The organism is Rhizobium sp. LjRoot254 (assembly GCF_964254105.1).
In the GTDB taxonomy this organism is placed as follows: domain Bacteria; phylum Pseudomonadota; class Alphaproteobacteria; order Rhizobiales; family Rhizobiaceae; genus Rhizobium_E.
The window spans coordinates 198,406-222,029 of record NZ_CAXUSM020000001.1; the positions used below are offsets into that span (position 1 = coordinate 198,406).

A 23,624-nucleotide genomic window follows, 5' to 3' on the forward strand; every position below is an offset into this window, starting at 1 on the left:
AGACTTTTTATCGACCGCATTATCTGTGCGGTCGATTGTTTTCGCGGACGTATCGCCGATCGACTTAACTAAGTTGGTTGATCCATGCTTACGCAATGTCATCGAGTAAGTATGGTTTCCCGCAACCATCGTCTGCAACACAGGGCTCTAGGTTGAGCCATTCTTCACGCTCAGTTTCTGGAAAGAAGAAATCCGTTAAAACATGCAACATACAGCCGTGAGTCACATGTTCGAGGTGCTCATCATACATGCGGCTTGTCAGCTCTTCACAAAAAAGCTTCAACATCAACCTGGTTTCGAAACGCCACTCGTGTTCGCCGATGCTGATGAGATATCTCGAAGGGAATGTGAAAACAACTTCGCGTATCTTCGTCACCACCGCAGTTTTCGGGATTGTCATTTTTCTTGGACAAGGCGTTCGGCTCCAAACCTCGACTGGTGTCGAAGCAACAGGCGCCGCATGTATCACCGCCGGAGTTTGATTACATCAGTGTCATGGCCGGAAGGTCAATACTTCCCGGTGTCACACTTTCTGGCTTTTCCCTAGGTGATCCTTTGTCGACACTAATAATTGTAATCAGACTATAAAGAGACAAGAAATACAGGAAGTGTGACATGCCGATGCTACGGTTCGCCCTGCGGGCGAACGCTCCGCGCCCTTCGGGCTTGGGGCGCCTCCGGCGCCTCCTCCTCTCTTTCACCCTTCCGGAATACTTAGGTCTAGCAACTCACCGGCTGGAAAACTCACGCAGACGTCGAGATACGGCATTACACGCATTTGTCGTCATGCATGCTAAACCGACGAGGTGACTCATGGGCGAGTTTTTGCCTTCGGCGGCCTGGATATATCATTCGGCAATGCCGACGACTCCTGGGTGGCCTCTACGGCGCACTGTGAGTCAGCACCAGACGATCGGCTGATCGATCTCGACGACCTGCGGGCATTTAGGCGTAATTATTGGAGAGAGTAGGCGAAGAGGAAGCAGAGCGCCAGTTTTTGCCAGTGCAGGAAAATCCCACAAGTGCGGCGCCCTCGGACCGGCTGCGTTAGAAACGCAGCCGATTTTTAAGCGCAACGACTTATGATTACCTGCATGCAGCCATCGAAAGGTTTGGCTTACGATCGTTGCGATCGACACCGGATTATGAGCGTCGGCAGTGACCGGCGATCAATCGCAACGATCGATCATTCTCCACCCCAGTTTTCGAACCCATCTGCATATTCGCAAGGCTTCCGATGCCCTTTGTCAAAACGCAGATCAAGGGAAGTCCATTTACTTGGTTCGATGGCAGGGAAAAAATATTCAGTCAATTCTCTAAGCAGGGCTGAGTCGTATGACCCGTAGACGGCGCCGTTGTCTTCCACATACAATTCGATTTTCTCGGAGGCGTCCAGGTCGTCACAAATGAGATCAAGCAACTGGCGCGTTGAAAAACGCCACTTGCTCTCACCCATTCCCGCCAGATACTTTGAAGGGAACGCGATGGTGAAGTTCCGCTGTGGTCTAATGTACATATCGGAACCATACTCAATTGCTGTTGCTTCTGACCAGCGCTCGTCTTCTTCTGGGCGCCTATGATCTTCCAGCGTTCCTGCGTTCAAGTTGTCGCGCTCGGCATCCAACAAATCCAACGTGCGCTGGAGATCATCGATCTCGTCCTCGCTCAACTGAGTGGAATCGTCCCTGCCGTCCGCCTCGATTTCCTTTTCGAGGCAATCAGCAAGCATTGCGAGGAGTTCTGAGCGAGCGTCATTGCTCTGCCGCAGGTGTTTGACAATCAGTTCCAGCACGTAAACTGTGTTAAACGTCCACATTGAGTGACCGGAAGGATAGAGGGTATTGCATGGAAACTCAAAAATCGTGGAATAGCCGAAGTTGCCCGCTCTGTCTCGGCGATTGAAGAGACGAGTTTTGCCGATGAGCGGATAGTGGGAATTAGGCTGGGTGTACGAGGCCATTATAGCTCCTGTTGATACCAGGATGAGCCCTGGCAGAAGCTGATAGTGAGAATTCGAAGGATTCACCTATTTGAAACTGGGCAAACGACATATTGCGACAACTATTTTCCCCAGACGACGAATTCGTTGCCAATATGCAACATCTTCAACTTAAAGGTGTATAATAATTGCGTATGCATGTCGTGGTTAATCGCTGCCACATCCGAGAGACTTGTCTGGAAGCCTCCGAATTCGCTGCTGGAAGATAAATCAACATAGGACTTGGCATCTCGTCGCTTCGCCCATGGCTACTCCCCCACAGACAGAAGCCTTGACTGGCGACGGCCGAAAGCGAGATGACCCGGCAGCAGTTTGTTACCCATAGAGGTGTCTCAGATCGAGCCCTGGATATTTGATGCTTTCTACCAGTTCGACGCGTTGGCGGAGCATACCTTCTGGCATATTGCCGTATCGGCCCGTCATCGTTGCTTTGGCGTGTCCGAGCATGAAACCAAATTGCTCGTCAAGCAGTTCGTCGCGTCTGAATGCGTCCACCGTGCCATGTCTGAAACTGTAGAGAGATATGCCCTTGCCTGACTTAATTTTCAGATGGGTCAAATACTTGTTGAAGCCATCTGAGAACTCGGGAACCATTTGGCCATTATCGTTCCGCTTTGCCCCAGGGAAGAAGGCTGTGTGTCCCTCAGCTATCATCTCTGAGTGATACTGCGCGAACCCAAGGCGTAAAAGCTCAGAATGAACGGGCAGGATACGCATCGAGCCCTTCGTTTTCACTCGCTTCTCGCCAGTTCCTTCGACGGTGATGTGCATGATCCATCCACCATGCTGTTCGCGAACGTCTGCCAACTGCAGCTGGGCGACCTCGCCAGGTCGTGCACCTGAGAAGAGCATTATCAAAGGGATCCAGTAACGGTGGTCCCGTATGCGGACGTTCCCGGGCTTCTTGATAAAGCGCCACTGGGCATCACTTTGGCATCCGGTGAATAAAGGCGAGCGAAAGAGGAGGTTCAGCTGCTCGGTTGAAAATGGAAGCGTCGTTTTAGTATCGTCCTTGGCCAGAAACATGCCGCTGGTGGGACTGACCGTGATATAGCTGTGGTCGACGAGCCATCTGCAAAATGCTCCCAGGCTAGCTAGGTATCGATTCACCGTTTTCCCACTGATGATGGGCTTCTTAACCTGCTCATTGGCCACGATGATTTGCTTCATTGTCATTCCAGCAAACACGGCAGATTCAGTGGCTTTGACGGGATATCGAAGAAGCAGTGCTTTCCATTGCCGCACGGCACTCTTATCTAGGCCGGAAACATGAAATGACGTACCAACAAGTTGAATGAGGGTGCCGACATCCCGGCGCTGTTGCTTCAACGTTGCAAGTGAAATCTTGCGCTGGTTCTCGCGGGCATACTGTTCGAATAGCTCGCTCAAGGTCTCGCCGACCGGTGCTGCCAGCTTCGATACGCCTGTCGATGGCTTGACGATCGGATCTCTTGGAACGCCTGAATAGTCTCCAAGATCTCTTTCCAGTGTTCGCCGCAGCCCCTCAATTTCGCCGCGTAGCAATAGTTGGCACAGTTCGTTGAACTCGCTCGAGTTGCGTCCGACAAGAAGACGGTTTTTCGTGATGAAAACTTCAGTCTCACCTGCCACTAGGTCCGTCGTTCCCGATGCCAAATCTCTTCGCAAGGCGGCAAGCCGCCGTGCACGGCCGTTTGCGTCAAGCGTGCGCTGCAGCGAAAGGAGACTATGCTCTGTCTGCGCATTGATCATACCAATCATGTCGTTCGACTGGATTTGACCTGTTTCGATTTTCTCCCAAACTTTTTGTTCTTCGGCATCAATGTCAGACTGTGTCGGCATTGCCAGGCGTCGCTGCGCGTCTAGTTCGACGGTTCTAGTGAAGTGATCCCAAACGGCTCTCGCTTTATCGTCGGCAGTGAGGCTGCGCCGGGACCTGACTCCATCGAATTCACATCGCCAGCCCTCTATGACCGGAGGGTAGAGGCGCTTCGCTTTCATTGGATCTTTGGTGAAAAGCGATTTCTTTAGAGTTGGCCTGTTGTAGTGAGCGATAAGATCGACGGGTATGTCTAGCCTGGCATAATACACGCCACTTGGTTTGCGGCGCTCCAAGTTCGGGTGTCGAGCCATTGGCCTATCCTTCCGTAGCACCGAACCGTTACACGATTCCGGAACACCGATAGGCGCTATATGGCAATGAAAGCAACTACTTATTTCGGATCAATGGCTTAGGAAAGTTTGGCTGGGGAACCTGGATTCGAACCAGGACTAACGGAGTCAGAGTCCGTGGGTCTACCGTTAACCTATTCCCCAATGGCTGAGTGATCAGCGTCCTGGTCCGGATCGTGGTGCGCGTTGATAGCGCTTGTTTGCCTCGGTCAGGCAAACCCGTAGCCGGTTTCGAGCGCCTTCTAACATATTCGCCGGTCTGATCAAGTGGTAATTCGAAAGGATTTCCACAAGGCGGGATGAGTATCGTTCGCTATCGGGTGCTTTTGTGCCGGCCAAAAAGAATTTGGCGATTTCGTGACATGCTGATATGGTCGCGCCAACGTCAAAACAAGCATGCGCCTGCTGCGACTCCTGAGTCTTGCGCGGCGCGAATGGACAGTAAAAGTGCACGACCCCGATTCCGGCGCAAAGCCGTATGAAGCGGGTGTGTCGGATGCGGGGCAAATGCCGGGATCACAGAGATCCAGGCGCGGCAAGCGGAAGCGCAAGAGAGGCAGCGCCAACGTCCAGCCCCCCGTAACGGTCGCGGCGCCCCAGGCACCGGCCGGTTCGGAACACCCACAAAGCAATCCTCCAGCGGGCAGCGGCCCGAAGAAGAAGCGCAGGCGGCGTTCGCGTGGCGCCAATGCTTCTGCGCGTCCGGCCGATGCTGGCCGGCAGCAGGCTGCGAATAGCGGGCAGGATGGCACGCGCCCCGGCGGCCAGCGCCAGAGCAAGCATGGTCACGACAGCGGCCATCGCCGACTGCAGGCCCGCCCCCTGCCGCAGAACACGCCGCCGAAGGAACAGCCGCGCCAGATCGCTCCGCCTGTCGCGCAGCAGCCTGTCCAGCGCGACCAGCGTCCGGAACAGGCGCAGCGGCATCACCGCAATTTCCATCCGGAGCAGGATGGGCTTTATGCGGCGCTCGATCTCGGCACCAACAATTGCCGTCTGCTGGTCGCGCAGCCGACCCGGCCGGGTCAGTTTCGCGTCGTCGATGCCTTCTCGCGCATCGTCCGGTTGGGCGAGGGGCTAGGCGCCAGCGGCATGCTGTCCGAAGGCGCCATGGACCGTTCGGTCGAGGCGCTGCGTATCTGCGCCGCAAAGCTCGCCTCGAAGAACATCCGCCGCATGCGCCTGATTGCCACCGAAGCCTGCCGTGCGGCGGGCAATGGCGAAGTCTTCCTGGAACGTGTAACGGCCGAGACCGGGCTTTCGCTTGAAATCATCAATCGCGAGACCGAGGCGCGTCTTGCCGTGTCCGGCTGCGCTTCGCTCATCGGCCGCGAGGCGCGTTCAGCCGTGCTGTTCGATATCGGTGGCGGCTCGTCGGAGATCGCCGTGCTGCAGATCGAGGGCCAGCGCCAGCCGCGGCTTGCCAATCACATCACGCACTGGACCTCGTTGCCGGTCGGCGTCGTGACGCTGTCGGAGCGGCATGGCGGCCAGCATGTGACGCCGGAGATTTTCGAGGACATGGTGCAGGAGGTATCGGGGATGCTGGACGGCTTCGAGGCGCCGCATGCCTCGGCGCTCAACGGCGCCGACTCAGGCTTCCACATGATCGGCACATCAGGGACGGTCACCACCCTTGCCGGCGTCTATCTCAACCTGCCGCGCTATGATCGCCGCCAGGTGGACGGGCTGTGGATGAGCGCCGATGAGGTGACATCGATGCAGGACAAGCTGGTGTCGCTGGATTTCGAGGCGCGCGCCGCCAATCCCTGCATCGGTCCGGATCGTGCGGATCTGGTACTTGCCGGCTGTGCGATCCTGGAAGCCATCCGCCGCCGCTTCCCCACCGACCGCATGCGCGTCGCCGATCGGGGCTTGCGCGAGGGCCTGCTCACCGAGATGATGGCCGATGACGGCGTCTGGCGCCGTTCCAGGGCGCGGCCGCCCTATCAAAGAGGGAACTGATGGCAAAGCCTCCGGAATCGAGCCGCGGCGCCGGCCGCAAGATGCTCACCCAGCGCATCAAGAAGACCAAGCTCAAGGAGAGTTCCCGCCGCTGGCTGGAGCGTCATATCAACGACCCTTATGTGCAGCGTTCGATCGCCGATGGTTATCGCTCGCGCGCGGCCTACAAGCTGCTCGAGATCGATGAGAAACATCATATACTGACGGGCGCCAAGCGCATCATCGACCTTGGCGCCGCGCCGGGCGGGTGGTCGCAGATCGCCGCGCGCGTGACCAATTCGACCAACGACAATATCCGCGTCGTGGCAATCGACTTCCTGGAGATGGACAATATCGGCGGCGTCCATTTCCTGCAGATGGATTTCCTCGATGATGCGGCGCCCGGCTTGCTGATGAAAGCGCTTGGCGGCGAGCCAGATCTCGTGGTTTCCGACATGGCGGCGCCGACGACCGGTCATCGGCGCACGGACCATATCCGCACCATGCATCTCTGCGAGGTGGCGGCGCATTTTGCTATTGAAGTTCTTGCGGAAGGCGGGCATTTTCTTGCCAAGACTTTCCAGGGCGGCACAGAACGAGACCTTCTCAACTTGCTGAAGCAGAATTTCAAGCAAGTTGTACATGTGAAGCCCGGTGCTTCGCGTGCGGAATCGGTCGAGATGTTCCTGCTCGCCAAGGGTTTCAAGGGACGGCATGCCGAGGCAGCCGATCAGGAGTGAGCATGCTTCTCTACGTGACGGTCGGCACGAACAACCTGGATCGGGCGATCGAATTCTACGATCCGGTGCTCAGGACGCTGGGTTACGAGAGGCTGTTCACCAATCACGACGAGGCGGGTTATGCATCCCAGCGTGATATCCGCTGCCGGTTCTGGGTCGTCTATCCCTTCGACAAGCAGGAGGCGAGCGTCGGCAATGGCTCGATGACGGCGTTACTCGCGCCCGACCGGCCAGCCGTGCGGGCCTTTCACGCCGCTGCCCTTCTCTATGGCGGCACGGATGAAGGGCCGCCGGGGATCCGGCCGTTCCATGAGAATTTCTACGGCTCGTATGTCCGCGATCCCGACGGTAACAAGCTGTCGGCGGTTTGCGAAGCGCCGGAATGATCAGCGAATTCCGCCGCTGATCTTTTCCCGGATGTCCTCGATCCGATGGCCCGAAGGAAGGGGATTAACTTTTCGTGAGGTTGAATCTGGCCAGCCGCTCCGCCGCCGCCCGATCAAGGTCGGCCTTGTGCTCGGGCGAAAGCTGGCGCCAGTCGATATCGGCAATGGCCGCCGCCATGCTGTGCAGCATGTTGCGGGTGATCTCCCTGCCGAAGCGGAACCGTAGACGGGCATAGGCTTCGACGGCGCCGATCGCGCGAAGGTCGTCGAGTGTATGGATATCGATCTCGGCCAGCCACGTTTCCGATTTGGGGCCGAGATTGCGCACGGCGTCAGCCGGCGCGGCGGAAGCGGGCGATGGCGCTGCGTTCGATCGCGGCAGCCGTCAGCTTGTCGAGTTCGAAACGCGCGCGCAGCATCTGCAGAAAGCGGATTTCGGTCGCGTCGAGATGCAGGTCGGCCGTGGCGATCTCCACCGCCAGCGAATAAGCGGTGTCATAAAGGCGGTGGGGCAGCGCGTCCTTGACGATCTCGAGCGCGATATCCATGCCCTCCGGGCCGGCAACGATCGCCTGGACGTCGCGCGCGATCGGGATGATGCGCTCCGGGTCGAAGCCTTCGAACACGGGCAGGAAGCTCGCCAGCCGGCCGATGCGCTTCAGCTCGATCTCGGGCATCTTGCCGTCGGCGGCAGATATCATCACCATCACATAGATCAGTGCCTCGTGCACCGTGACTTCTTTTGCCATCGCTTCCAGTCCTTGGACGAATTCCTTGGCTCCAGTTAGAACCCGGCGGGTATGAAATCAAGGCGCTTGCCCAGCTTCATTCCGCAATGGCCGCGCACATCAAAAAATATCATGCAAGGGTTGGATTTTCTCATTTGATTTCGACCCTTGGACGCAGGCACAAGTGGTTGTGGAATCGAGGGAATGCAGCGTGAAGAATTTATGGACGACGAATGCCCAGGCAATTCTCTGGGTGCTGCTTTCGACCGGAATCTTCGCGTTGATCTTCGCATCCGGCAAGTTTGCCGCCGGCTCGGCAAGCGTGGTCCAGATCAACCTTCTGCGCACCATCGGCGGCTTCATTTGTCTTTCGATTATCGTTGCCTTCCTGGGTAATGGGCTAAGGAGCTATCGAAGCAAGCGGCCGGTGTCGCATTTCCTGCGCGCGGTGCTGGGTTCGGCCGGCTCGGTCGCCATGATATATGCCCAGACGGATATGCCCACGGTGGATGCCACGGCGATGGGCCTGCTCTATGTCGTCTTCGTCCTGATCCTCGGCATGGTCGTGTTTCATGAGCGCATCGGGCGCAAGCAATGGACGGGAATCCTGCTCTGCTGCATTGGCGCCGTGGGTATCATGATGTCGCGCGGCGCCTTCGAGAATTTCGACACCGCCTATCTGCTACCGGCAGGCGGCGCCGTGCTCGGGGCGGCACTCTTTGCGGTGGAGGGCCTGCTGATCAAGCATCTCGCCGCGCATGACCGGCCGATGGTGCTGCTGATCCATGTCAACATCTTCGCCATTCTGCTCCTCGCCGTTCCGGCCTACTTCTACTGGAAGCCGCTGCCGCTTCAGGACATGCTGATGTATGCCGCGCTCGGACCTGTCGGGGTGTTCGCGCAATATTGCACCATCCGCGGCTATGGCATGGCGGATATCTCCATTGTCGGGCCGGTCGATTACAGCTGGCTGATCTTCGCGGCCCTGATCGGCTGGTATTTCGGCGAGATCCCCACCTGGGGCGTCGCGGCCGGCGCGGCACTCATCGCGGTCGGCGGCATCGTGCTGGCCACGGTCAAGCCGGCGCGTGAAAAGCAGCCGGTGCTCGAACTTCAGTAGAAGCGGAGAACGGTTTTACTGGCTGGCCCAGATGATGCGGGCGATCCATTCGACATCGGCCATGTCAATCGTCCGGCCGGGATGTTCGGGATTGAGCGACGAGAGTTCGATCGTCTTCGGTGTCTGCCGCACCAACACCTTGGCCATCACCTCCGCCTCGCGGGTCTTGACCACGACGCGGTCGCCGCGCCGGACCTGCGCGCCCGGCTCGACGATCAGCACGTCACCGTCGCGATAGAGCGGCATCATGCTCTCGCCCTGCACTTCCAGCGCGTAGCAACCGGCCTTCTGTGCCGGGGAGACCGGGAAATCCACGACATCCCAGCCCTGTCCGGCCGGAAATCCGCCGTCGTCGAAGAAGCCGCCGGCGCCGGCCTGGGCAAAGCCGAGCAGGGGAATGCTGGAAAGCTGCGGCGGGAAATTGCCATCGGGAATTGCATTCCTGCGACCGCCCATGAAGCTCATGAAATCCTCGATCGAGGAACCGGTCGCGCCCAGGATCTTGTGGATCGACTCCGTCGAGGGCCAGCGCATGCGGCCGTCGGCCGAATGACGCTTCGACTTGTTGAACGATGTCGGATCGAGCCCGGCCTTGCGCGCCAGTCCTGACGGCGTCAGGTCGTGATGCCTGGCAAGCTGATCGATTGCGTCCCAGATTTTGTCATGTGAGAACATGGCAGGTCCGTCGTGAAATGCGGCAGGGGCGCCTCTCGTGGCACCCGGATGATCGGAATATTATCCCTTTCCCAGGCTTTCGTAAAGAGTTTAAGGAATAAAATCCTGAATAATTCTGTTGATCAGGGACCCGCCGGCGCGGCGCCGATCTTGGCCATCTGGATCACTGCCTGGGTGCGGCTGTCGACGTTGAGTTTCAGCAGGATCGCCGACACATGCGCCTTGATCGTGGCCTCGGAAACCCCGAGTTCATAGGCGATCTGTTTGTTGAGCAGGCCCTCGCCGATCATGCCGAGCACGCGGGTCTGTTGCGGCGTCAATGTCTTCAATCGCGTGATCAGGGTCTCGATCTCAGGATCGTGCTCGCGGTCGGCGTCGAAGCCGGGTGGTGTCCAGAAGCCGCCCTCAAGCACCGTATCGATCGCCTGGCGGATTTCGTCGATGCCGCTCGATTTGGAAATGAAGGCCGAGGCGCCGAGTTCAAGCGCGCGGCGGATGGTGGTCGTGTCGTCGCTTGCCGAGATCACCGCGACCGGGATGTTCTGGTGCTCGGCGCGCATCATCATCAGCCCGGTCAGGCCCGAGGCGCCAGGCATGGAAAGATCGAGCAGCATCAGGTCGGCGTCCGGATGTTCGGTCGCGGCGCGGCGCGCGCTGTCGAAATCCGCCGCCTCGACGATTTCAGGGCCGCCCTCGGCACTGCCGAGCGCCTGGCCCAACGCGCCGCGAAACAGCGGATGGTCGTCAGCAATGATGATCGTGGCAGCAGAGCCCATCTTGTCCCCCGGCTCGCCTCCGGCTCCTCCCATCGGCGTCCTTTTGTTCTTTTATAGGGCAGCGTTTACGAAAAGCTTGGGGGTTGCAAGCGAAAAATCCGTAATTCCCGGCCTTTACAACGCTGTGCCGTTCTTGCCGGGCGGGTCGTCGAGGAAGCGCCGCATCCATTTCTCCATCGTATCGAGCGTGCGATCGAGGTCTTTCTGGTCCGGCAGGCGGATCTGGTCGCGTTCGAGGATGGCGACCTTGCGCTCCATCGCCGCGAGCCGGTTCCGGAGGTCGTCCATCTCGGCCTCGGTTGCGGCCTTCCCCGTGGTATCGGCACCGACCTCCTCGCAACGAAGCGTCGGATCGAAGGTCCGGCAATAGAGCATGGCGCCGGTCGCGGTATCGAGCCTGACATAGCCGTCGAGCGCCGGGCTTATCTGATAGCGGCCAACAGGCGCATCATCGGCAACCGCAGCGAGCGGCAGCATACAAAGGGCTGCAACGAGAGGCATGGAGCGCATCGTATCTCTCCCTGAATTGGACAAAATGCCCTTGTCGATCCCCGTCCAAACGCGTTAGGACACCCAAGCGGTGGGGGTTTCGTCATGAATGGCATCATCTACAAGATCGTTCCAGCCGATTTGTGGCAGGAAGCGGAACTGGCCGGTGTCTTCGGTGGCGCGGCGATCGACCTGACCGACGGCTACATCCATCTATCGACGGGCGTCCAGGCCAAGCGCACGGCCGAACTCTATTTTCGCGGCCAGGACGGGCTGCTGCTGGTGGCTGTCGATGGCGAGAAGCTGGGCGATGCGCTGAAATACGAAGCCTCGCGTGACCGCGATCTGTTTCCCCATCTCTACGGGCCGCTGCCGCTGTCAGCCGTCGTCTGGAAGAAGCCGCTCATTCTACGAGCCGATGGCCTGCACGATTTCCCGGATGATTTCGCATGAGCGATTTTCTCTGGCCACTGATCCGAGCAGGCCTGTTCCGCTTCGACCCGGAAACCGCCCATGGTCTTTCGATCACCGGCCTGAAATCGGGCTTCTTGCCGATCGTCAAGCTTCCGCCCGACCCGAGGCTGTTCGTCGATATCGTCGGCCTGCGTTTTCCCAATCCGCTGGGCCTGGCCGCCGGTTATGACAAGAATGCCGAAGTGCCGGACGAAATCCTCAGGCTCGGCTTCGGCTTTGTGGAAATCGGCACCGTCACGCCGCTCGCGCAGCCGGGCAACCCGAAGCCGCGCAGCTTTCGGCTCGTGCAGGACCAGGCAGTGATCAACCGCTTCGGCTTCAACAGCGAAGGCCATGCGGCGGCACTTGCTCGATTGATGGCACGCCGGGCGCGCAGCGGCCTTGTCGGAGTCAATATCGGGGCCAACAAGGATGCCGCCGATCGCATTGCCGACTATGTCGCCGGCATTCATGCTTTTGCGCCGGTCGCGAGCTATTTCACCGCCAACATTTCCTCGCCCAATACGCCTGGGCTGCGCGACCTTCAGGCGCGGGACAGTCTTCGCGCGCTGCTCTCTGCGGTCATGGCGGCCCGCGACGAAGAGGCGATCAGGGTGGGGCGCAAGGTGCCTGTCTTCCTCAAGATCGCGCCCGATCTCACCGATGCGGGCCTCGACGACGTGACGGCGGAAATCCTCGCCTCCGATCTCGATGGGCTGATCGTTTCCAACACCACGCTGTCTCGTGCGGGTCTCAGAGATCAAGTCCAGGCGAGCGAGACGGGTGGCATGTCCGGCAAGCCGCTCTTCGAGCGATCGACGATCGTGCTGGCCAAGATGCGCAAACGGCTGGGCGGCAATTTTCCCATCATCGGCGTCGGCGGCATCCATTCGGTCGAGAGCGCGGCCGAGAAAATCCGCGCCGGGGCCGATCTTATCCAACTCTATTCCTCCATGGTCTATGAAGGGCCAGGCCTGCCGGGTCGCATCGTTCGCGGCCTGTCCGATCTATGCACGCGCGAAAAGCTCGGTTCGATCAGGGATATCCGCGACAGCCGCGCGGACTACTGGGCCAACGAGTCGCTGACCTGATCTTCCGAAAGCAGATCAGCCTTTACCACGACCCGATGCAATGAAGGCGGCGATCGTCTCCTCATCCCGGCCCGACTCTTTAAGAAAGCGCCGTGCGAACTCGGCGGCGGGGCCGCGCAGGGCCTCGTTCGCGCGGATCAGGTGGAAGGCGACATGATGGTCGATGGTCCTCTCCGAAACTGCCACGAGGCGGCCGGACGCGATGTGGGCGTCGACCAGCGGACGGCGGGCGAGCGCGAGGCCGGCGCTTTGGGCGCAGGCATCCAGCACGATATTATAGTCCTCGAACCGCCGATCCTGCCCGCGCGGGATGTAGGCGATATTCTCCACCGCCAGCCAGCGCCGCCAGGTTTCGATGTTGGAATCGTGGATGAGCGGCAGTTCGAAAAGCGCAGCCGCATCGGACCGCCCGCCGAGCTTTTCGGCAAGGGCAGGGGAGGCGACGGGAAACAGCTTTTCCTGCCATAGCTGAAGCCCGCGCACGCCGGCCCAGGGCCCCTTGCCGCAACGGATGGCGAGATCGGTGCCTTCGGCGAAATCGGCGAGCCGGTGTTCGAGCGCGATCTCGACATGGATATCGCGGCCTTCCAGTTTCGCGAGCCGCGAGAACAGCCAGAGCGAGGCGACCGACGGCGTCACCGAAAGGCGCACCACCGCCTTGGTAGGCTTCGGAGTCCAGCGTTCCCAGGTATTGCCGAGCAGCGCCAGCGCTTCCTCGGTGCGGGTCAGGAAGCGCATGCCCTCCGGTGTCAGCGTCACGCCGCGCGCCTCACGGGCGAAGAGCTTCACGCCCATCCAGCGCTCGAGCCGCGAGACCTGCCGGGAGACCGCGCCATGGGTGACGCCGCTCTCCTCGGCGGCGGCGGTGAAGGAGCCGAGACGTGCCGCACGAGCAAAGGTCTCAAGCGTATCGAGGGGCGGAAGGACTGCTGAGCTGTGAACCATGCGCACATAAGATCATCGATTGCGGTGCTTTTCAAGCATAGATGTGCGGCGTAACCATTGCTCATCAAACGAATGGAGCAATCAAATGAGCGCCGTTGCCAGTGAGCAAGTCATGCCAGCAAAGTCAGGTAATTTCGATCTGGTGGCCTTCGGGGCCATCCTCGTGACGATCGTCTTCTGGTCGTCCGCCTTTGCCGTCATCCGCGTCCTGCTCGGGCCGCTGACGCCGGTGGAACTCGCCACCGCCCGCTATGTGCCGGCCGGCCTCATCGCACTCGCCTACCTCGCGGTCGTCAGGCCGGTTCTATCACTCAAGGATTTCGCCCGTCTGTTCGTCGCCGGCATACTCTTCATCGCGACCTATGCGGTGCTGCTCAATATCGGCGAGACGACGGTGGCGGCCGGACCGGCGAGCTTCATCATCAACACGATGCCGGTCTTCACGGCACTCATTGCCACAGTCTCGCTCGGCGAACGCTTCGGCCGCTGGGGCTGGATCGGCACGGCCATCTCCTTCGGTGGTGTCGGCCTCATCGCCGCTGCGAGCCCTGAAGGCTTCAAGCTCGATCCGAATGCGCTGATCATCGTTGGTGCAGCCCTGTGCTCGGCAATCGCCAGCGTCCTCCAGAAGCCGGTCCTCGGCCGCATGCCCGCCCTTTCAGTCACGGCGTGGATCATGTTCCTTGGCTCGATCCCGTTGTGCCCGACCGTGCCGCAGACGGTGGATGTCCTGAAGTCCGCTTCGGCAGCGACCCTCTGGAACCTCGCCTACCTTGTCATCTTCTCGACCGTGGTCGCCTATGTGACCTGGGCCATCGCGCTGAAGCGCCTGCCGGCCGCCCGTGCCTCGAACTTCCTCTATGGAATCCCGCCGACGGCAACCCTGATCGGCTTCGTCTGGCTCGGTGAAGTGCCCACCCTGATCGGCGCCATCGGCGGAGCGCTCGCCATCTTCGGTGTGGTCGTGGTCAATGTGATGCGCAAGCGCTAAGGCCGCCACTTATCCTTGCTCATGAGAAAGGCGGGCAGTGGTGACACTGCCCGCCTTCTTGTTTGTAACCTTTATCGTTCAGGCGTGCCCGATCGACTCGTCTGGCGGTGCGTCGGGAAGCACATGATGCGCATGTTCCGGCCGCTTGGTCCTTAGCAGCCAGAGCACGAAGACGAAGAAGGCGGGCACGAAGAAGATCGCCAGCACCGTGGCCGAGATCATGCCGCCCAGCACGCCGGTGCCGATCGCGTTCTGGCTCGCGGCACTGGGACCGGTGGCGATCGCCAGCGGCACGACGCCGAGCGCGAAGGCCAGCGAGGTCATGATGATCGGCCGGAAACGGATGCGCGCGGCATCCGTGGCGGCCTCCTGCAACGACCGTCCTTCGGCGAAATAGTCCTTGGCGAATTCGACGATCAGGATCGCGTTCTTCGCCGACAGACCGATGATCGCGATCAGGCCGACCTTGAAGTAGATGTCGTTCGATCCGCCGACCAGCATCACAGCCAGTACCGATCCGATGACACCGAGCGGCACGACCAGCATCACCGAGAACGGGATCGACCAGCTCTCGTAGAGGCCCGCGAGCAGCAGGAAGATGAACAGGATCGACAGCCCGTAGAGCAGCGGCGCCTGGTTGCCGGAGGTGATTTCCTCCAGCGTCTGGCCGGTCCACTCATAGCCGAAGCCGTCCTGCAGTTCCGCCGCCAGCCGCTCCATCTCGGCGATTCCCTCGCCGGTCGAAATGCCGGGGGCCGTGCCGCCGGTGATACGGATCGACGGATAGCCATTGTAACCGACGACCTGCGCCGCACCCTTGATCCACTTCACCGAAGCGAAGGAGGAGAAGGGCACCATGCTGCCCGAGGCATTGCGCACGTTAAGTTTCAACAAATCCTCGGCATTGAGGCGGCTGCGGTCCTGCGCCTGCAGGATAACGCGCTGCATGCGCCCGGCATTCGGGAAGTCGTTGATGTATGACGAACCGAGATAGGCGGTGATCGACGCATTGATGTCGGCGAAGGTGACGCCGAAGGCATTGGCCTTTTCGCGGTCGATCGTCAGCGCTACTTGCGCCGAATCCGGCAAGCCTTCGACGCGCAGGCCTGCAAGAAGCTTGCTCTGCGCGGCTTTGGTCATCAACTCGTTGCCTGCGGCCGCCAAGGCCTCGGGGCCTAGCCCCGCGCGATCCTGCAGGCGGAAGGTAAAGCCTTCCGACAGGCCGAATCCTTCGATCGGCGGCGGCGAGACGGCGAAGGCAAAGGCCACATCCTTCAATCCGAAGAGCTGCATGTTCACGCGATTGGCGATGTCCTGTACACTGTTGCCCGGTCCGCGCTTGTCCCAGTCCTTGAGGGTGACGAAGGAGATTGCGGCGTTCGGTCCCTGGCCCGAGAACCCGAAGCCCAGCACGGCCACCATATGCTCGACCGCCGGTTCGGTCTTGAAGATCGCCTCGACCTTGTTGATCGCCTCGCTCGTCCGCTTGGCCGACGCTTCCGGGGTGCCCTGTACGCCGACGATCAGGAAGCCCTGGTCTTCGTTCGGCACGAAGCCCGAGGGCACCTGCAGGAAGAGATAGCCGAGCGCGCCGGCGATCAGCAGATAGATCAGCATGATGCGGCCGGCGCGCTTGGTGATGCCGCCGATGGTCCAGGCGTATCCGCTGGTGATCTTGCCGAAACCACGGTTGAAGAGACCTGAAAGCCCCTTCTTCTCATGGTGGCCCTGCGGAATGGGCTTGAGGAAGGTAGCGCAAAGCGCCGGCGTCAGCGATAGCGCGAGGAACGCCGAGAACAGGATCGCCACGACCATGGTCAGCGAGAACTGGCGATAGATGACGCCCGTGCCGCCGGGGAAGAAGGCCATCGGAATGAAGACGCAGGCGAGAACCAGCGTGATGCCCATGATGGCGCCGGTGATCTGCCGCATCGCCTTCCGGGTTGCCTCCTTGGGCGGCAGGCCTTCTTCGGCCATGATGCGCTCGACATTTTCGACCACGACGATGGCGTCGTCGACCAGGATGCCGATCGCCAGCACCATGGCGAACATGGTCAGCACGTTGATCGAGAAACCGGTGACCAGCATGACCGATACCGTGCCGAGAAGTGCCACCGGCACGACCAGCAGCGGAATGATCGTGTAGCGGAAGCTCTGCAGGAAGATCAGCATGACGATGAAGACGAGGATTACGGCCTCGACCAGCGTCTCGCCCACCTTCTGGATCGAAGCGTTGACGAAGGGGCTGGTGTCATAAGGCGTTGAATATTCGATGCCATCAGGGAAGAACTTTGCGAGATCCGCCATCTTGGCCTTCACCGCGGCGGATGTCGCCACGGCATTGCCCGTGGAGGAAAGCTGCACGGCTGCGGCGGCACTCGGTTTGCCGTCGAGGCGCGTCGAGAAATTGTAGCTTTCCGAGCCGACCTCGATGCGTGCCACGTCCTTCAGCCGCACCAGCGAGCCATCGGCATTGGCGCGCAGCACGATATTGCCGAACTCCGCCGGATCGACCAACTGGCCCTTGACCAGAACGGTCGCCGTCAGGTCCTGGCCGATCGGGTTCGGCTCAGCGCCGATCTGGCCGGCCGAAACTTGGGCGTTCTGCGCCGTGATCGCGGCATTGATGTCGCCCACGGTCATGCTCAGGCCCTGCATCTTGGCAGGATCGAGCCAGATGCGCATGGCGCGCTGGGCGGCGAAGAGCTGTACGCGGCCGACGCCGTTGATGCGGCGCAGTTCGCCGAGGATGTTGCGGCTCAGATAGTCGCCGAGGCCGACGTCATCGAGCCTTCCGTCGGTCGAGGTCAGCGAAACGATCATCAGGAAGCCGGCGCCCGCCTGCTCCACATTGATGCCCTGCGACTTGACGCTCTGCGGCAGGCGCGGCTCGACGCGGGCAATCGCGTCCTGCACGTCCACGGTTGCCTCGCTGAGATCGGTGCCGGTCTTGAACGTCACCGTGATCGAGACCGAACCCGACGTGTCGGATGTCGACTCGAAATAGGAGAGGTTCTCGACACCGTTCAGTTCCTCCTCGATCTGCCGGGTCACGCCCTGGTAGATTTCCTGCGGCGAGGCGCCGGGATAGGCCGTCGAGATCGTCAGCTGCGGCGGCGCGACCTTGGGATATTGCGCGACCGGCATGAACGGCAATGAAATCAGGCCGGCGATCGAAATGAAGATCGCTATGACCCAGGCCAGGATAGGCCGGTTGATGAAAAACTGAGCCATGTCTTGTCTTACTTCGCCGGTTGGGTTGCGTTGGCGTCGGCGGTGTTCGCCGGCTTCCATTCCTCGGGCGCGACGACCATGCCGGGCTGCAGCTTCTGGCCGCCTTCGACGATCACCTTGTCGCCGGCGGCGAGGCCCTTCTCGACGATCCACTCGCCGTTGAGTGCGGGGCCGAGCGTCAACGACTTGGCTTCGGCCTTGTTTTCGGCACCCACCACATAGACCGTCGCGGCACCGGACGCGTCTCGGAGCACGGCGCGCTGTGGAATGCTCAGGGCATTCTTCCGCACCGCCTGCTCGATCCGGACGCGGACATAGAGACCGGGAAGCAGTTCGCGGTTCGGGTTGGGGAACTCGGCGCGCAGCGTCACCTGGCCGGTGGTCTCATCCACTGTCGTGCTCGAGAAGAGGAGCTTGCCGGGCTTGTCGTGCACGGATCCGTCGTCGAAGATCAGCCGGATATTCGCCGCTTCGGGCGGGGCGGCCAGCTTGCCTGCCGCAATATCGCGGCGGATGGCGAGCAGGTCGCCCGCTGCCTGGGTGAAGTCGGCATAGACGGGGTCGATCTGCTGGATAGCGGCAAGCGGCAGGACGCCATCGGCATTGACCAGCGCGCCTTCGGTCACCAATGCGCCGCCGATGATACCGGTGATCGGCGCCGTGACTTCCGTATAGCCGAGATTGATTTCTGCTTCTTCCAATGCTGCCTGGGCAAGTGCAACATCGGCCTTGGCCTGGGCCTGGGCAAAGACCGCGTTCTCATACTCCACATCGCTCGATGCATTGCGCTTGCGCAGCACCTTCTGGCGCTCGAGTTGCTGGCTGGCATTGACTTCGGTCGCCTGCGCCTTCTGCAGCGAGGCCTTGGCACTCGCAACCCGAACCTTGAACAGGTTGGGTTCGATGCGAAGGAGCACGTCGCCGGCCTTGACCAGGCTGCCCTGCTGGAACACGCGTTCCTTGACGATGCCGGTCACGCGCGAACGCACCTGGGCGATCCTGACCGGCGCGATGCGACCCGGAAGGTCGTTCGTCACGGGTATGTCGCGCGCCTTGAGTGTCACGAAGCTCACGCCGGTCGGCGGCATTTCGCCGGGCTGCTGGGCAAAGGTTGCGAGCGGTGCTGCGGCGATCAGCGTCGCGAGTGCGATAGAACGGAACGGTCTGGTCCACTTACGGGTCATATTATTGGCCTTCGGATTATAATCATCGGCACCGGGATAATATATCTCCCGGCGAAACTCTGTCATTGGTGTCACGTCGTTTGGCTCGAAGCGGCTTCGGAAAGCCGCTTGATTTCGGTCAGGATCGTGTCGCGCTCGGCTGGTTCCCAGCGATGGAAGTCCATGTATTCCAGTGACATCAGCCCATGCAGCGCAAGATAGGCGACGAGCGCGAGCGCCCGGTTGCTGGCGCTTACCTGGACCGCGCCAATGTCACGATCGACCCACTTGCGCACCATGGCCTGCAGCGGTTCCTCGCTTGACATGGCGGCGCAGATGGTGAGCGCGATCGCCCTGTCGTCGTCCTTGGGCACCTCCGAGGCTGCCGCGATACGACCGCAGAGCTCGGGATTTGCGCTCTCGCGATGCTGTTCGATCGCCGCCAGGATACGATCGTCCTCGGTGCGCAGGCGTCGTTCGATCAGCGCCTGTAAGAGGCCGCTCTTGGATTTATAGTCATAGACGACGCGCGATTTGCTGATTCCGGCTTCCTTCGCCACGGCATCGATGGACAAGCCGACGGCGCCATCGCGAATCGCGACGCGCTCGGCAGCATCGAGGACTGCATCGGTATCGATCGTGCGGTTACGGGCCATTGATGTCGCCGGATTAAAATTCGAACGTTCGTTCTTTAATTGGTTTTGTTGCACTGCGTCAAGACCTGATCGGCCCGGAAATCCGTGTAAAACGCACCTATGCGCGCCGGAACCATTGGCCTCCTCGCTGAGACAGCGCCGACACGGTCGATTCCTGTAAGCTGCGCAGTAGCATATTCCTTAAGAGCATGAAAACTAATGAATTTTGCTGATGGCACTCATCAACCGGGGAGAATTTTCTTCGCGCCGGGAAGACATTCTTAACCTTCATTTCCTATCCCTGATGGGGCTCATCTTCTCCTTGCGTGCAGGTCTCATGCGTATTCCCAGAACAAATTTTCCGCCTGCCTCCTTCAACGACGGCAGCGAATCCGGCGTGGATGGCGAGGAGCACCAGCCCCGCGAGGGGGCGGCGCTCCGGCGCATGCGGCAGATCGCCGAAGCGGCGGCGAAAGCAGAGCAGCCGATGTGGGAGCGGCATTTTTTCCTCGCGCCGAATGTACGGTTCACCCGTACTCCGGATCGCGATCTGCATCCGGACGACGTGCAGCAGACGATCGAACCCCGCTCGGAAATTGCCGAAAAGGCGCCGTCGGTCTCAGAACTCCAGGAAATGATTTCCACAATGATGATTTTGAATAGCGGCTCCGCCGCGCCGAACACGTTGATCGAGCCGGCACAAGAGCAACCCGTCAATGATAATGCCGTGCCGGTTGTCGAGCCGGTGAAGGCAGTAGAGGTTCCCATTGCATCGAAACCGTCGGCGCCATTCGCCCAGCTCTCGGATTTCGCCTTCTGGGAATCCTTTGACGCGATGGGGGACGAAATGCCTCCGCCGATTGCCGAGCCTGCCCCGGTACCGGTCGCCCGGCCGAAGGAATCGCCCCGGTCAAAAACGGTCGAGGCTTCGTCATCGGTGCTCGGGCTTTACAGGAGCATCGAGGTCAAGCAGGCCGCCGCGCCTGTGGCCGTCGCAAGTATGCCATCTGCGACGACGGTCGCCGCACCGGTTCCAGTGGTGCCGACGCTTGCCGCCAAGCCGGTGGCTTTCCCGTGGAGCCGCGGCGCAAGACCTCTCGAGACGGCGAAGCCTGCCGGGCGGGCCGCGGTGCCAACCGCCATCCAGCCCCAAGCTTCGCCGGCTCCTGCTACAGTTGAGCCGGTTCAGACAGCATCGGCGGTCCAGGTTTCCAAGCCGTTCAAGATCGAGCCGATTGCGCGTGCCGCAGCCAGTGCCGGCGGCTACGAGTTTCCACCGCGCGCGCTGTTGCAGGATCCGCCGGAGACCATCGGCTTCGTGATGAGCCAGGAGCAACTTGAGCGCAATGCCGGCCTGCTCGAAAGCGTGCTCGAGGACTTCGGCATCCGTGGCGAGATCATCCATGTCCGCCCCGGTCCTGTCGTCACGCTCTATGAATTCGAGCCCGCACCGGGCGTGAAGTCCTCCCGCGTCATCGGTCTCGCCGACGATATCGCCCGCTCGATGTCGGCGCTTTCCGCCCGCGTTGCCGTCGTGCCCGGCCGCAATGTCATTGGTATCGAACTGCCGAATGCGACCCGCGAAACCGTCTATTTCGGCGAACTCATCGACTCGCCGGATTTTTCCAAGACCGGCTACAAGCTGCCGCTTTGCCTCGGCAAGACCATCGGTGGCGAGCCGGTGATCGCCGAACTCGCCAAGATGCCGCATCTGCTGGTTGCCGGTACGACCGGCTCCGGCAAATCCGTCGCCATCAACACGATGATCCTGTCGCTGCTCTACCGGCTGACGCCCGAGGAATGCCGGCTGATCATGGTCGATCCGAAGATGCTGGAACTCTCGGTCTATGACGGCATCCCGCACCTGTTGACCCCCGTCGTCACCGATCCCAAGAAGGCGGTTCTGGCGCTGAAATGGGCGGTTCGCGAGATGGAGGACCGCTACCGCAAGATGTCGCGGCTCGGCGTCCGCAATATCGACGGCTACAACGGACGCGCTGCCGAGGCTCGCGCCCGCGGCGAGACGATCACCCATGTCGTCCAGACCGGTTTCGAGAAGGGCACCGGCGAGCCGATCCACGAGAACCAGCCGCTCGATCTCGCGCCGATGCCCTATATCGTCGTCATCGTCGATGAGATGGCTGACCTGATGATGGTCGCCGGCAAGGAGATCGAAGGCGCGATCCAGCGGCTCGCCCAGATGGCGCGTGCCGCCGGCATCCACCTGATCATGGCGACCCAGCGTCCGTCGGTCGATGTCATTACCGGCACGATCAAGGCGAATTTCCCGACCCGCATTTCCTTCCAGGTCACCTCGAAGATCGACAGCCGCACCATTCTCGGCGAGCAGGGTGCCGAACAGTTGCTCGGTCAGGGCGACATGCTGCACATGGCCGGCGGCGGCCGCATTGCCCGCGTCCATGGACCGTTTGTCTCCGATCTCGAAGTCGAGAAGGTCGTGGCGCATCTGAAACTCCAGGGCCGCCCGGAATATCTCGACACGGTCACCACCGACGACGAGGGCGAGGACGATGAAGAACAGGACAGCGCCGTGTTCGACAAATCCGACATGGCCGCCGAGGATGGCAACGACCTCTACGACAAGGCCGTCAAGGTGATCCTGCGCGACAAGAAGTGCTCGACCTCCTATATCCAGCGCCGGCTCGGCATCGGCTACAACAAGGCCGCCTCGCTGGTCGAACGCATGGAAAAGGAAGGCCTCGTCGGCCCCGCCAACCATGTGGGCAAGCGCGAGATCATCGGCGCGGGCCATGGAAGCGATCACGGGCCGTCTTCCGACACATAAGTCCAGTTCCGGACATTGTCTTTTTCAAAAGTGAAAAAGACAATTCGATCAAGCGTCTAGCTATATTCGCAGTGCGGTATAGATGCTTCGCACTGCGCAACACTATTGGTATTGCGCTTTACTAACTCCATTCATAAGGTTCCGCCCGCGCTCGGCTGCAATGAGGAGTGGCGGCCATCCCGCGCAAGCTTTTTGAGGAGGATGAGCTTTATGAATAGACGCGAATTTTTATTGTCGTCCGTAGCTCTTGCTACCCTTGCCGCGGTGACCCCCGGCGCGCTCGCACAGGAGAAGCTGACCATTCTGGGCTCGGTGCCCAATCTCGGCTTCCCGTTCTTCGTCCACATGCTGAACCAGATCAAGGCCGAGGCTGAGGCACAGGGCGTCAACATCATCGAAAGCGACGGCCAGAATTCAGCGCCGAAGCAGACCGCCGATATCGAGTCGGCGATCGTGCAGAAGGTCAATGCCATCGTCATCTCGCCGCTCGACGTCAACGCGCTTGCGCCGGCGATCGAACAGGCGATCGCGGCTGGCGTGCCGGTCGTTACCATCGACCGTCGTGTCGATGGCGTGGAAGGCATTCTCGCCCATGTTGGCGCCGACAATGTCAAGGGCGGCGAAGCCGAGGCGCAGGCCGTGGTCGATGCCTTCCCGAATGGTGCGAAACTCTTCCACCTGCAGGGCCAGCCCGGAGCAGGCCCGGCGATCGATCGCAACAAGGGCGTCCACAACGTTCTCGACGGTATGAAGGACAAGTACCAGATCATCTTCGAGCAGACCGGCAACTTCGCCCGCGATCAGGGCCTGGCGGTCACCGAGGCCGGTCTTTCGGCCAACGGCAAGCCGGATGCGATCATCTGCGCCAATGACGACATGGCGCTCGGTGCGATGGAAGCCTGCGCGGCCCGCGGCTTCAACGATGTGAAAATCTACGGCTTCGATGCCCTGCCGGAAGCAATCGTCGCGGTGCGCGACGGCAAGCTCGCCGGCACTGTCGAGCAGTTCCCGGGCGAACAGTCCCGTACCGCGGTCAAGATCGCCGTTGCCTATGCCAAGGACAAGACCGAGCCCAAGGAGAAACTCGTTCTCCTGACTCCGATCGTCATCGGCAAGGACAATCTCGACAAGGCCGAGCGGATTGGTGAAGCCAAGTAAGGACGGTTGCCGCTGGTCGGTGCAAATGGCCGGCGGCGTGCTCCCTCTTCTCCCCTTGGGGAGAAGGTGGCCCGAAGGGTCGGATGAGGGGTTGCGCGAAGAGCCCGACGGTGTGGGAACCCCTCATCGCCTCGCTACGC

General features: G+C 60.7%; 21 protein-coding genes and 1 tRNA gene. 9 read left to right on the plus strand and 13 right to left on the minus strand.

The window, feature by feature from the left end:
• Positions 1 to 88: 88 nt before the first annotated feature.
• The 4 genes from ACSQ26_RS01045 to ACSQ26_RS01060 form a co-directional block, all read right to left on the minus strand.
• Positions 89 to 400 carry a hypothetical protein gene (locus ACSQ26_RS01045; protein WP_436005434.1) on the minus strand — a complete coding sequence of 104 codons (312 nt, stop codon included), beginning with the start codon at positions 398 to 400 and terminating at the stop codon, positions 89 to 91.
• Between the two features lie 786 nt (positions 401 to 1,186).
• A complete protein-coding gene (locus ACSQ26_RS01050; protein WP_436005436.1) occupies positions 1,187 to 1,960 on the minus strand; it encodes a hypothetical protein in 774 nt (257 codons plus the stop codon).
• A 354-nt stretch (positions 1,961 to 2,314) separates the two neighbouring features.
• Positions 2,315 to 4,111, minus strand: a complete 1,797-nt coding sequence (locus ACSQ26_RS01055; RefSeq protein WP_436005438.1) for a DUF6538 domain-containing protein — start codon at positions 4,109 to 4,111, stop codon at positions 2,315 to 2,317.
• A gap of 109 nt (positions 4,112 to 4,220) precedes the next feature.
• Positions 4,221 to 4,294, minus strand: a tRNA-Gln gene (locus ACSQ26_RS01060).
• 363 nt (positions 4,295 to 4,657) lie between these two features.
• Here ACSQ26_RS01060 and ACSQ26_RS01065 point away from each other — a divergent pair.
• Genes ACSQ26_RS01065 through ACSQ26_RS01075 form a run of 3 tightly spaced genes read left to right on the plus strand, consistent with a single transcriptional unit; the run spans position 4,658 to position 7,220 of the window.
• On the plus strand, positions 4,658 to 6,115 hold the full coding sequence (locus ACSQ26_RS01065) for a Ppx/GppA phosphatase family protein (RefSeq protein ID WP_436005440.1): 1,458 nt from the start codon (positions 4,658 to 4,660) through the stop codon (positions 6,113 to 6,115).
• Complete coding sequence (locus ACSQ26_RS01070; RefSeq protein ID WP_436005442.1) at positions 6,115 to 6,834, plus strand: RlmE family RNA methyltransferase; 720 nt, start codon at positions 6,115 to 6,117, stop codon at positions 6,832 to 6,834. The genes ACSQ26_RS01065 and ACSQ26_RS01070 overlap by 1 nt, the downstream gene beginning before the upstream one ends.
• A gap of 2 nt (positions 6,835 to 6,836) precedes the next feature.
• Entirely contained in the window at positions 6,837 to 7,220 is a 384-nt protein-coding gene (locus tag ACSQ26_RS01075; RefSeq protein ID WP_436005444.1) for a VOC family protein, read from the plus strand.
• Between the two features lie 64 nt (positions 7,221 to 7,284).
• Here ACSQ26_RS01075 and ACSQ26_RS01080 read toward each other — a convergent pair whose 3' ends face one another.
• Together ACSQ26_RS01080 and ACSQ26_RS01085 are read right to left on the minus strand one after the other, a co-directional pair.
• Entirely contained in the window at positions 7,285 to 7,548 is a 264-nt protein-coding gene (locus ACSQ26_RS01080) for a TfoX/Sxy family DNA transformation protein (RefSeq protein ID WP_436005446.1), read from the minus strand.
• Between the two features lie 4 nt (positions 7,549 to 7,552).
• The gene (locus ACSQ26_RS01085; protein WP_258158337.1) at positions 7,553 to 7,969 is read right to left on the minus strand and encodes a tellurite resistance TerB family protein; all 417 of its coding nucleotides are present in this window, start codon (positions 7,967 to 7,969) and stop codon (positions 7,553 to 7,555) included.
• 190 nt (positions 7,970 to 8,159) lie between these two features.
• Here ACSQ26_RS01085 and ACSQ26_RS01090 point away from each other — a divergent pair, with 190 nt between their 5' ends.
• Complete coding sequence (locus ACSQ26_RS01090) at positions 8,160 to 9,068, plus strand: DMT family transporter (RefSeq protein ID WP_436005449.1); 909 nt, start codon at positions 8,160 to 8,162, stop codon at positions 9,066 to 9,068.
• Positions 9,069 to 9,083: 15 nt separating this feature from the next.
• On the opposite strand, the gene ACSQ26_RS01095 is transcribed toward ACSQ26_RS01090, so the two are convergent.
• The 3 genes from ACSQ26_RS01095 to ACSQ26_RS01105 form a co-directional block, all read right to left on the minus strand.
• Positions 9,084 to 9,743, minus strand: coding sequence for a S24 family peptidase (locus ACSQ26_RS01095; protein ID WP_436005451.1), 660 nt, complete (start codon positions 9,741 to 9,743; stop codon positions 9,084 to 9,086).
• Between the two features lie 122 nt (positions 9,744 to 9,865).
• The gene (locus ACSQ26_RS01100; protein WP_436005453.1) at positions 9,866 to 10,519 is read right to left on the minus strand and encodes a response regulator transcription factor; all 654 of its coding nucleotides are present in this window, start codon (positions 10,517 to 10,519) and stop codon (positions 9,866 to 9,868) included.
• A 114-nt stretch (positions 10,520 to 10,633) separates the two neighbouring features.
• On the minus strand, positions 10,634 to 11,029 hold the full coding sequence (locus tag ACSQ26_RS01105) for a hypothetical protein (RefSeq protein WP_436005455.1): 396 nt from the start codon (positions 11,027 to 11,029) through the stop codon (positions 10,634 to 10,636).
• 84 nt (positions 11,030 to 11,113) lie between these two features.
• Between ACSQ26_RS01105 and ACSQ26_RS01110 the strand changes: the two genes are divergently transcribed.
• Both ACSQ26_RS01110 and ACSQ26_RS01115 read left to right on the plus strand, forming a co-directional pair.
• A complete protein-coding gene (locus ACSQ26_RS01110) occupies positions 11,114 to 11,461 on the plus strand; it encodes a DUF952 domain-containing protein (RefSeq protein ID WP_436005457.1) in 348 nt (115 codons plus the stop codon).
• Positions 11,458 to 12,552: a quinone-dependent dihydroorotate dehydrogenase gene (locus tag ACSQ26_RS01115; protein ID WP_436005459.1), complete on the plus strand. Its 1,095-nt coding sequence runs from the start codon at positions 11,458 to 11,460 to the stop codon at positions 12,550 to 12,552. Before ACSQ26_RS01110 ends, ACSQ26_RS01115 begins: the two co-directional genes overlap by 4 nt.
• Before the next feature lie 15 nt (positions 12,553 to 12,567).
• Here the strand turns inward: ACSQ26_RS01115 and ACSQ26_RS01120 are convergent, their stop codons facing one another.
• Positions 12,568 to 13,497: a LysR family transcriptional regulator gene (locus tag ACSQ26_RS01120; protein WP_436005461.1), complete on the minus strand. Its 930-nt coding sequence runs from the start codon at positions 13,495 to 13,497 to the stop codon at positions 12,568 to 12,570.
• 85 nt (positions 13,498 to 13,582) lie between these two features.
• On the opposite strand from ACSQ26_RS01120, the gene ACSQ26_RS01125 reads away from it, so the two are divergent.
• Positions 13,583 to 14,488: a DMT family transporter gene (locus ACSQ26_RS01125; RefSeq protein ID WP_436005463.1), complete on the plus strand. Its 906-nt coding sequence runs from the start codon at positions 13,583 to 13,585 to the stop codon at positions 14,486 to 14,488.
• A gap of 78 nt (positions 14,489 to 14,566) precedes the next feature.
• Here ACSQ26_RS01125 and ACSQ26_RS01130 read toward each other — a convergent pair whose 3' ends face one another.
• The 3 genes from ACSQ26_RS01130 to ACSQ26_RS01140 form a co-directional block, all read right to left on the minus strand.
• Entirely contained in the window at positions 14,567 to 17,722 is a 3,156-nt protein-coding gene (locus ACSQ26_RS01130; RefSeq protein ID WP_436005465.1) for a multidrug efflux RND transporter permease subunit, read from the minus strand.
• An 8-nt stretch (positions 17,723 to 17,730) separates the two neighbouring features.
• Complete coding sequence (locus ACSQ26_RS01135) at positions 17,731 to 18,906, minus strand: efflux RND transporter periplasmic adaptor subunit (protein WP_436005467.1); 1,176 nt, start codon at positions 18,904 to 18,906, stop codon at positions 17,731 to 17,733.
• Positions 18,907 to 18,977: 71 nt separating this feature from the next.
• Positions 18,978 to 19,541, minus strand: coding sequence for a TetR/AcrR family transcriptional regulator (locus ACSQ26_RS01140; protein WP_436005469.1), 564 nt, complete (start codon positions 19,539 to 19,541; stop codon positions 18,978 to 18,980).
• 316 nt (positions 19,542 to 19,857) lie between these two features.
• On the opposite strand from ACSQ26_RS01140, the gene ACSQ26_RS01145 reads away from it, so the two are divergent.
• Positions 19,858 to 22,326: a DNA translocase FtsK gene (locus ACSQ26_RS01145; RefSeq protein ID WP_436005471.1), complete on the plus strand. Its 2,469-nt coding sequence runs from the start codon at positions 19,858 to 19,860 to the stop codon at positions 22,324 to 22,326.
• A gap of 210 nt (positions 22,327 to 22,536) precedes the next feature.
• Positions 22,537 to 23,484 (plus strand): substrate-binding domain-containing protein, encoded by a 948-nt coding sequence (locus ACSQ26_RS01150; RefSeq protein ID WP_436005473.1) that lies wholly within the window; start codon positions 22,537 to 22,539, stop codon positions 23,482 to 23,484.
• Positions 23,485 to 23,624: the final 140 nt, after the last annotated feature.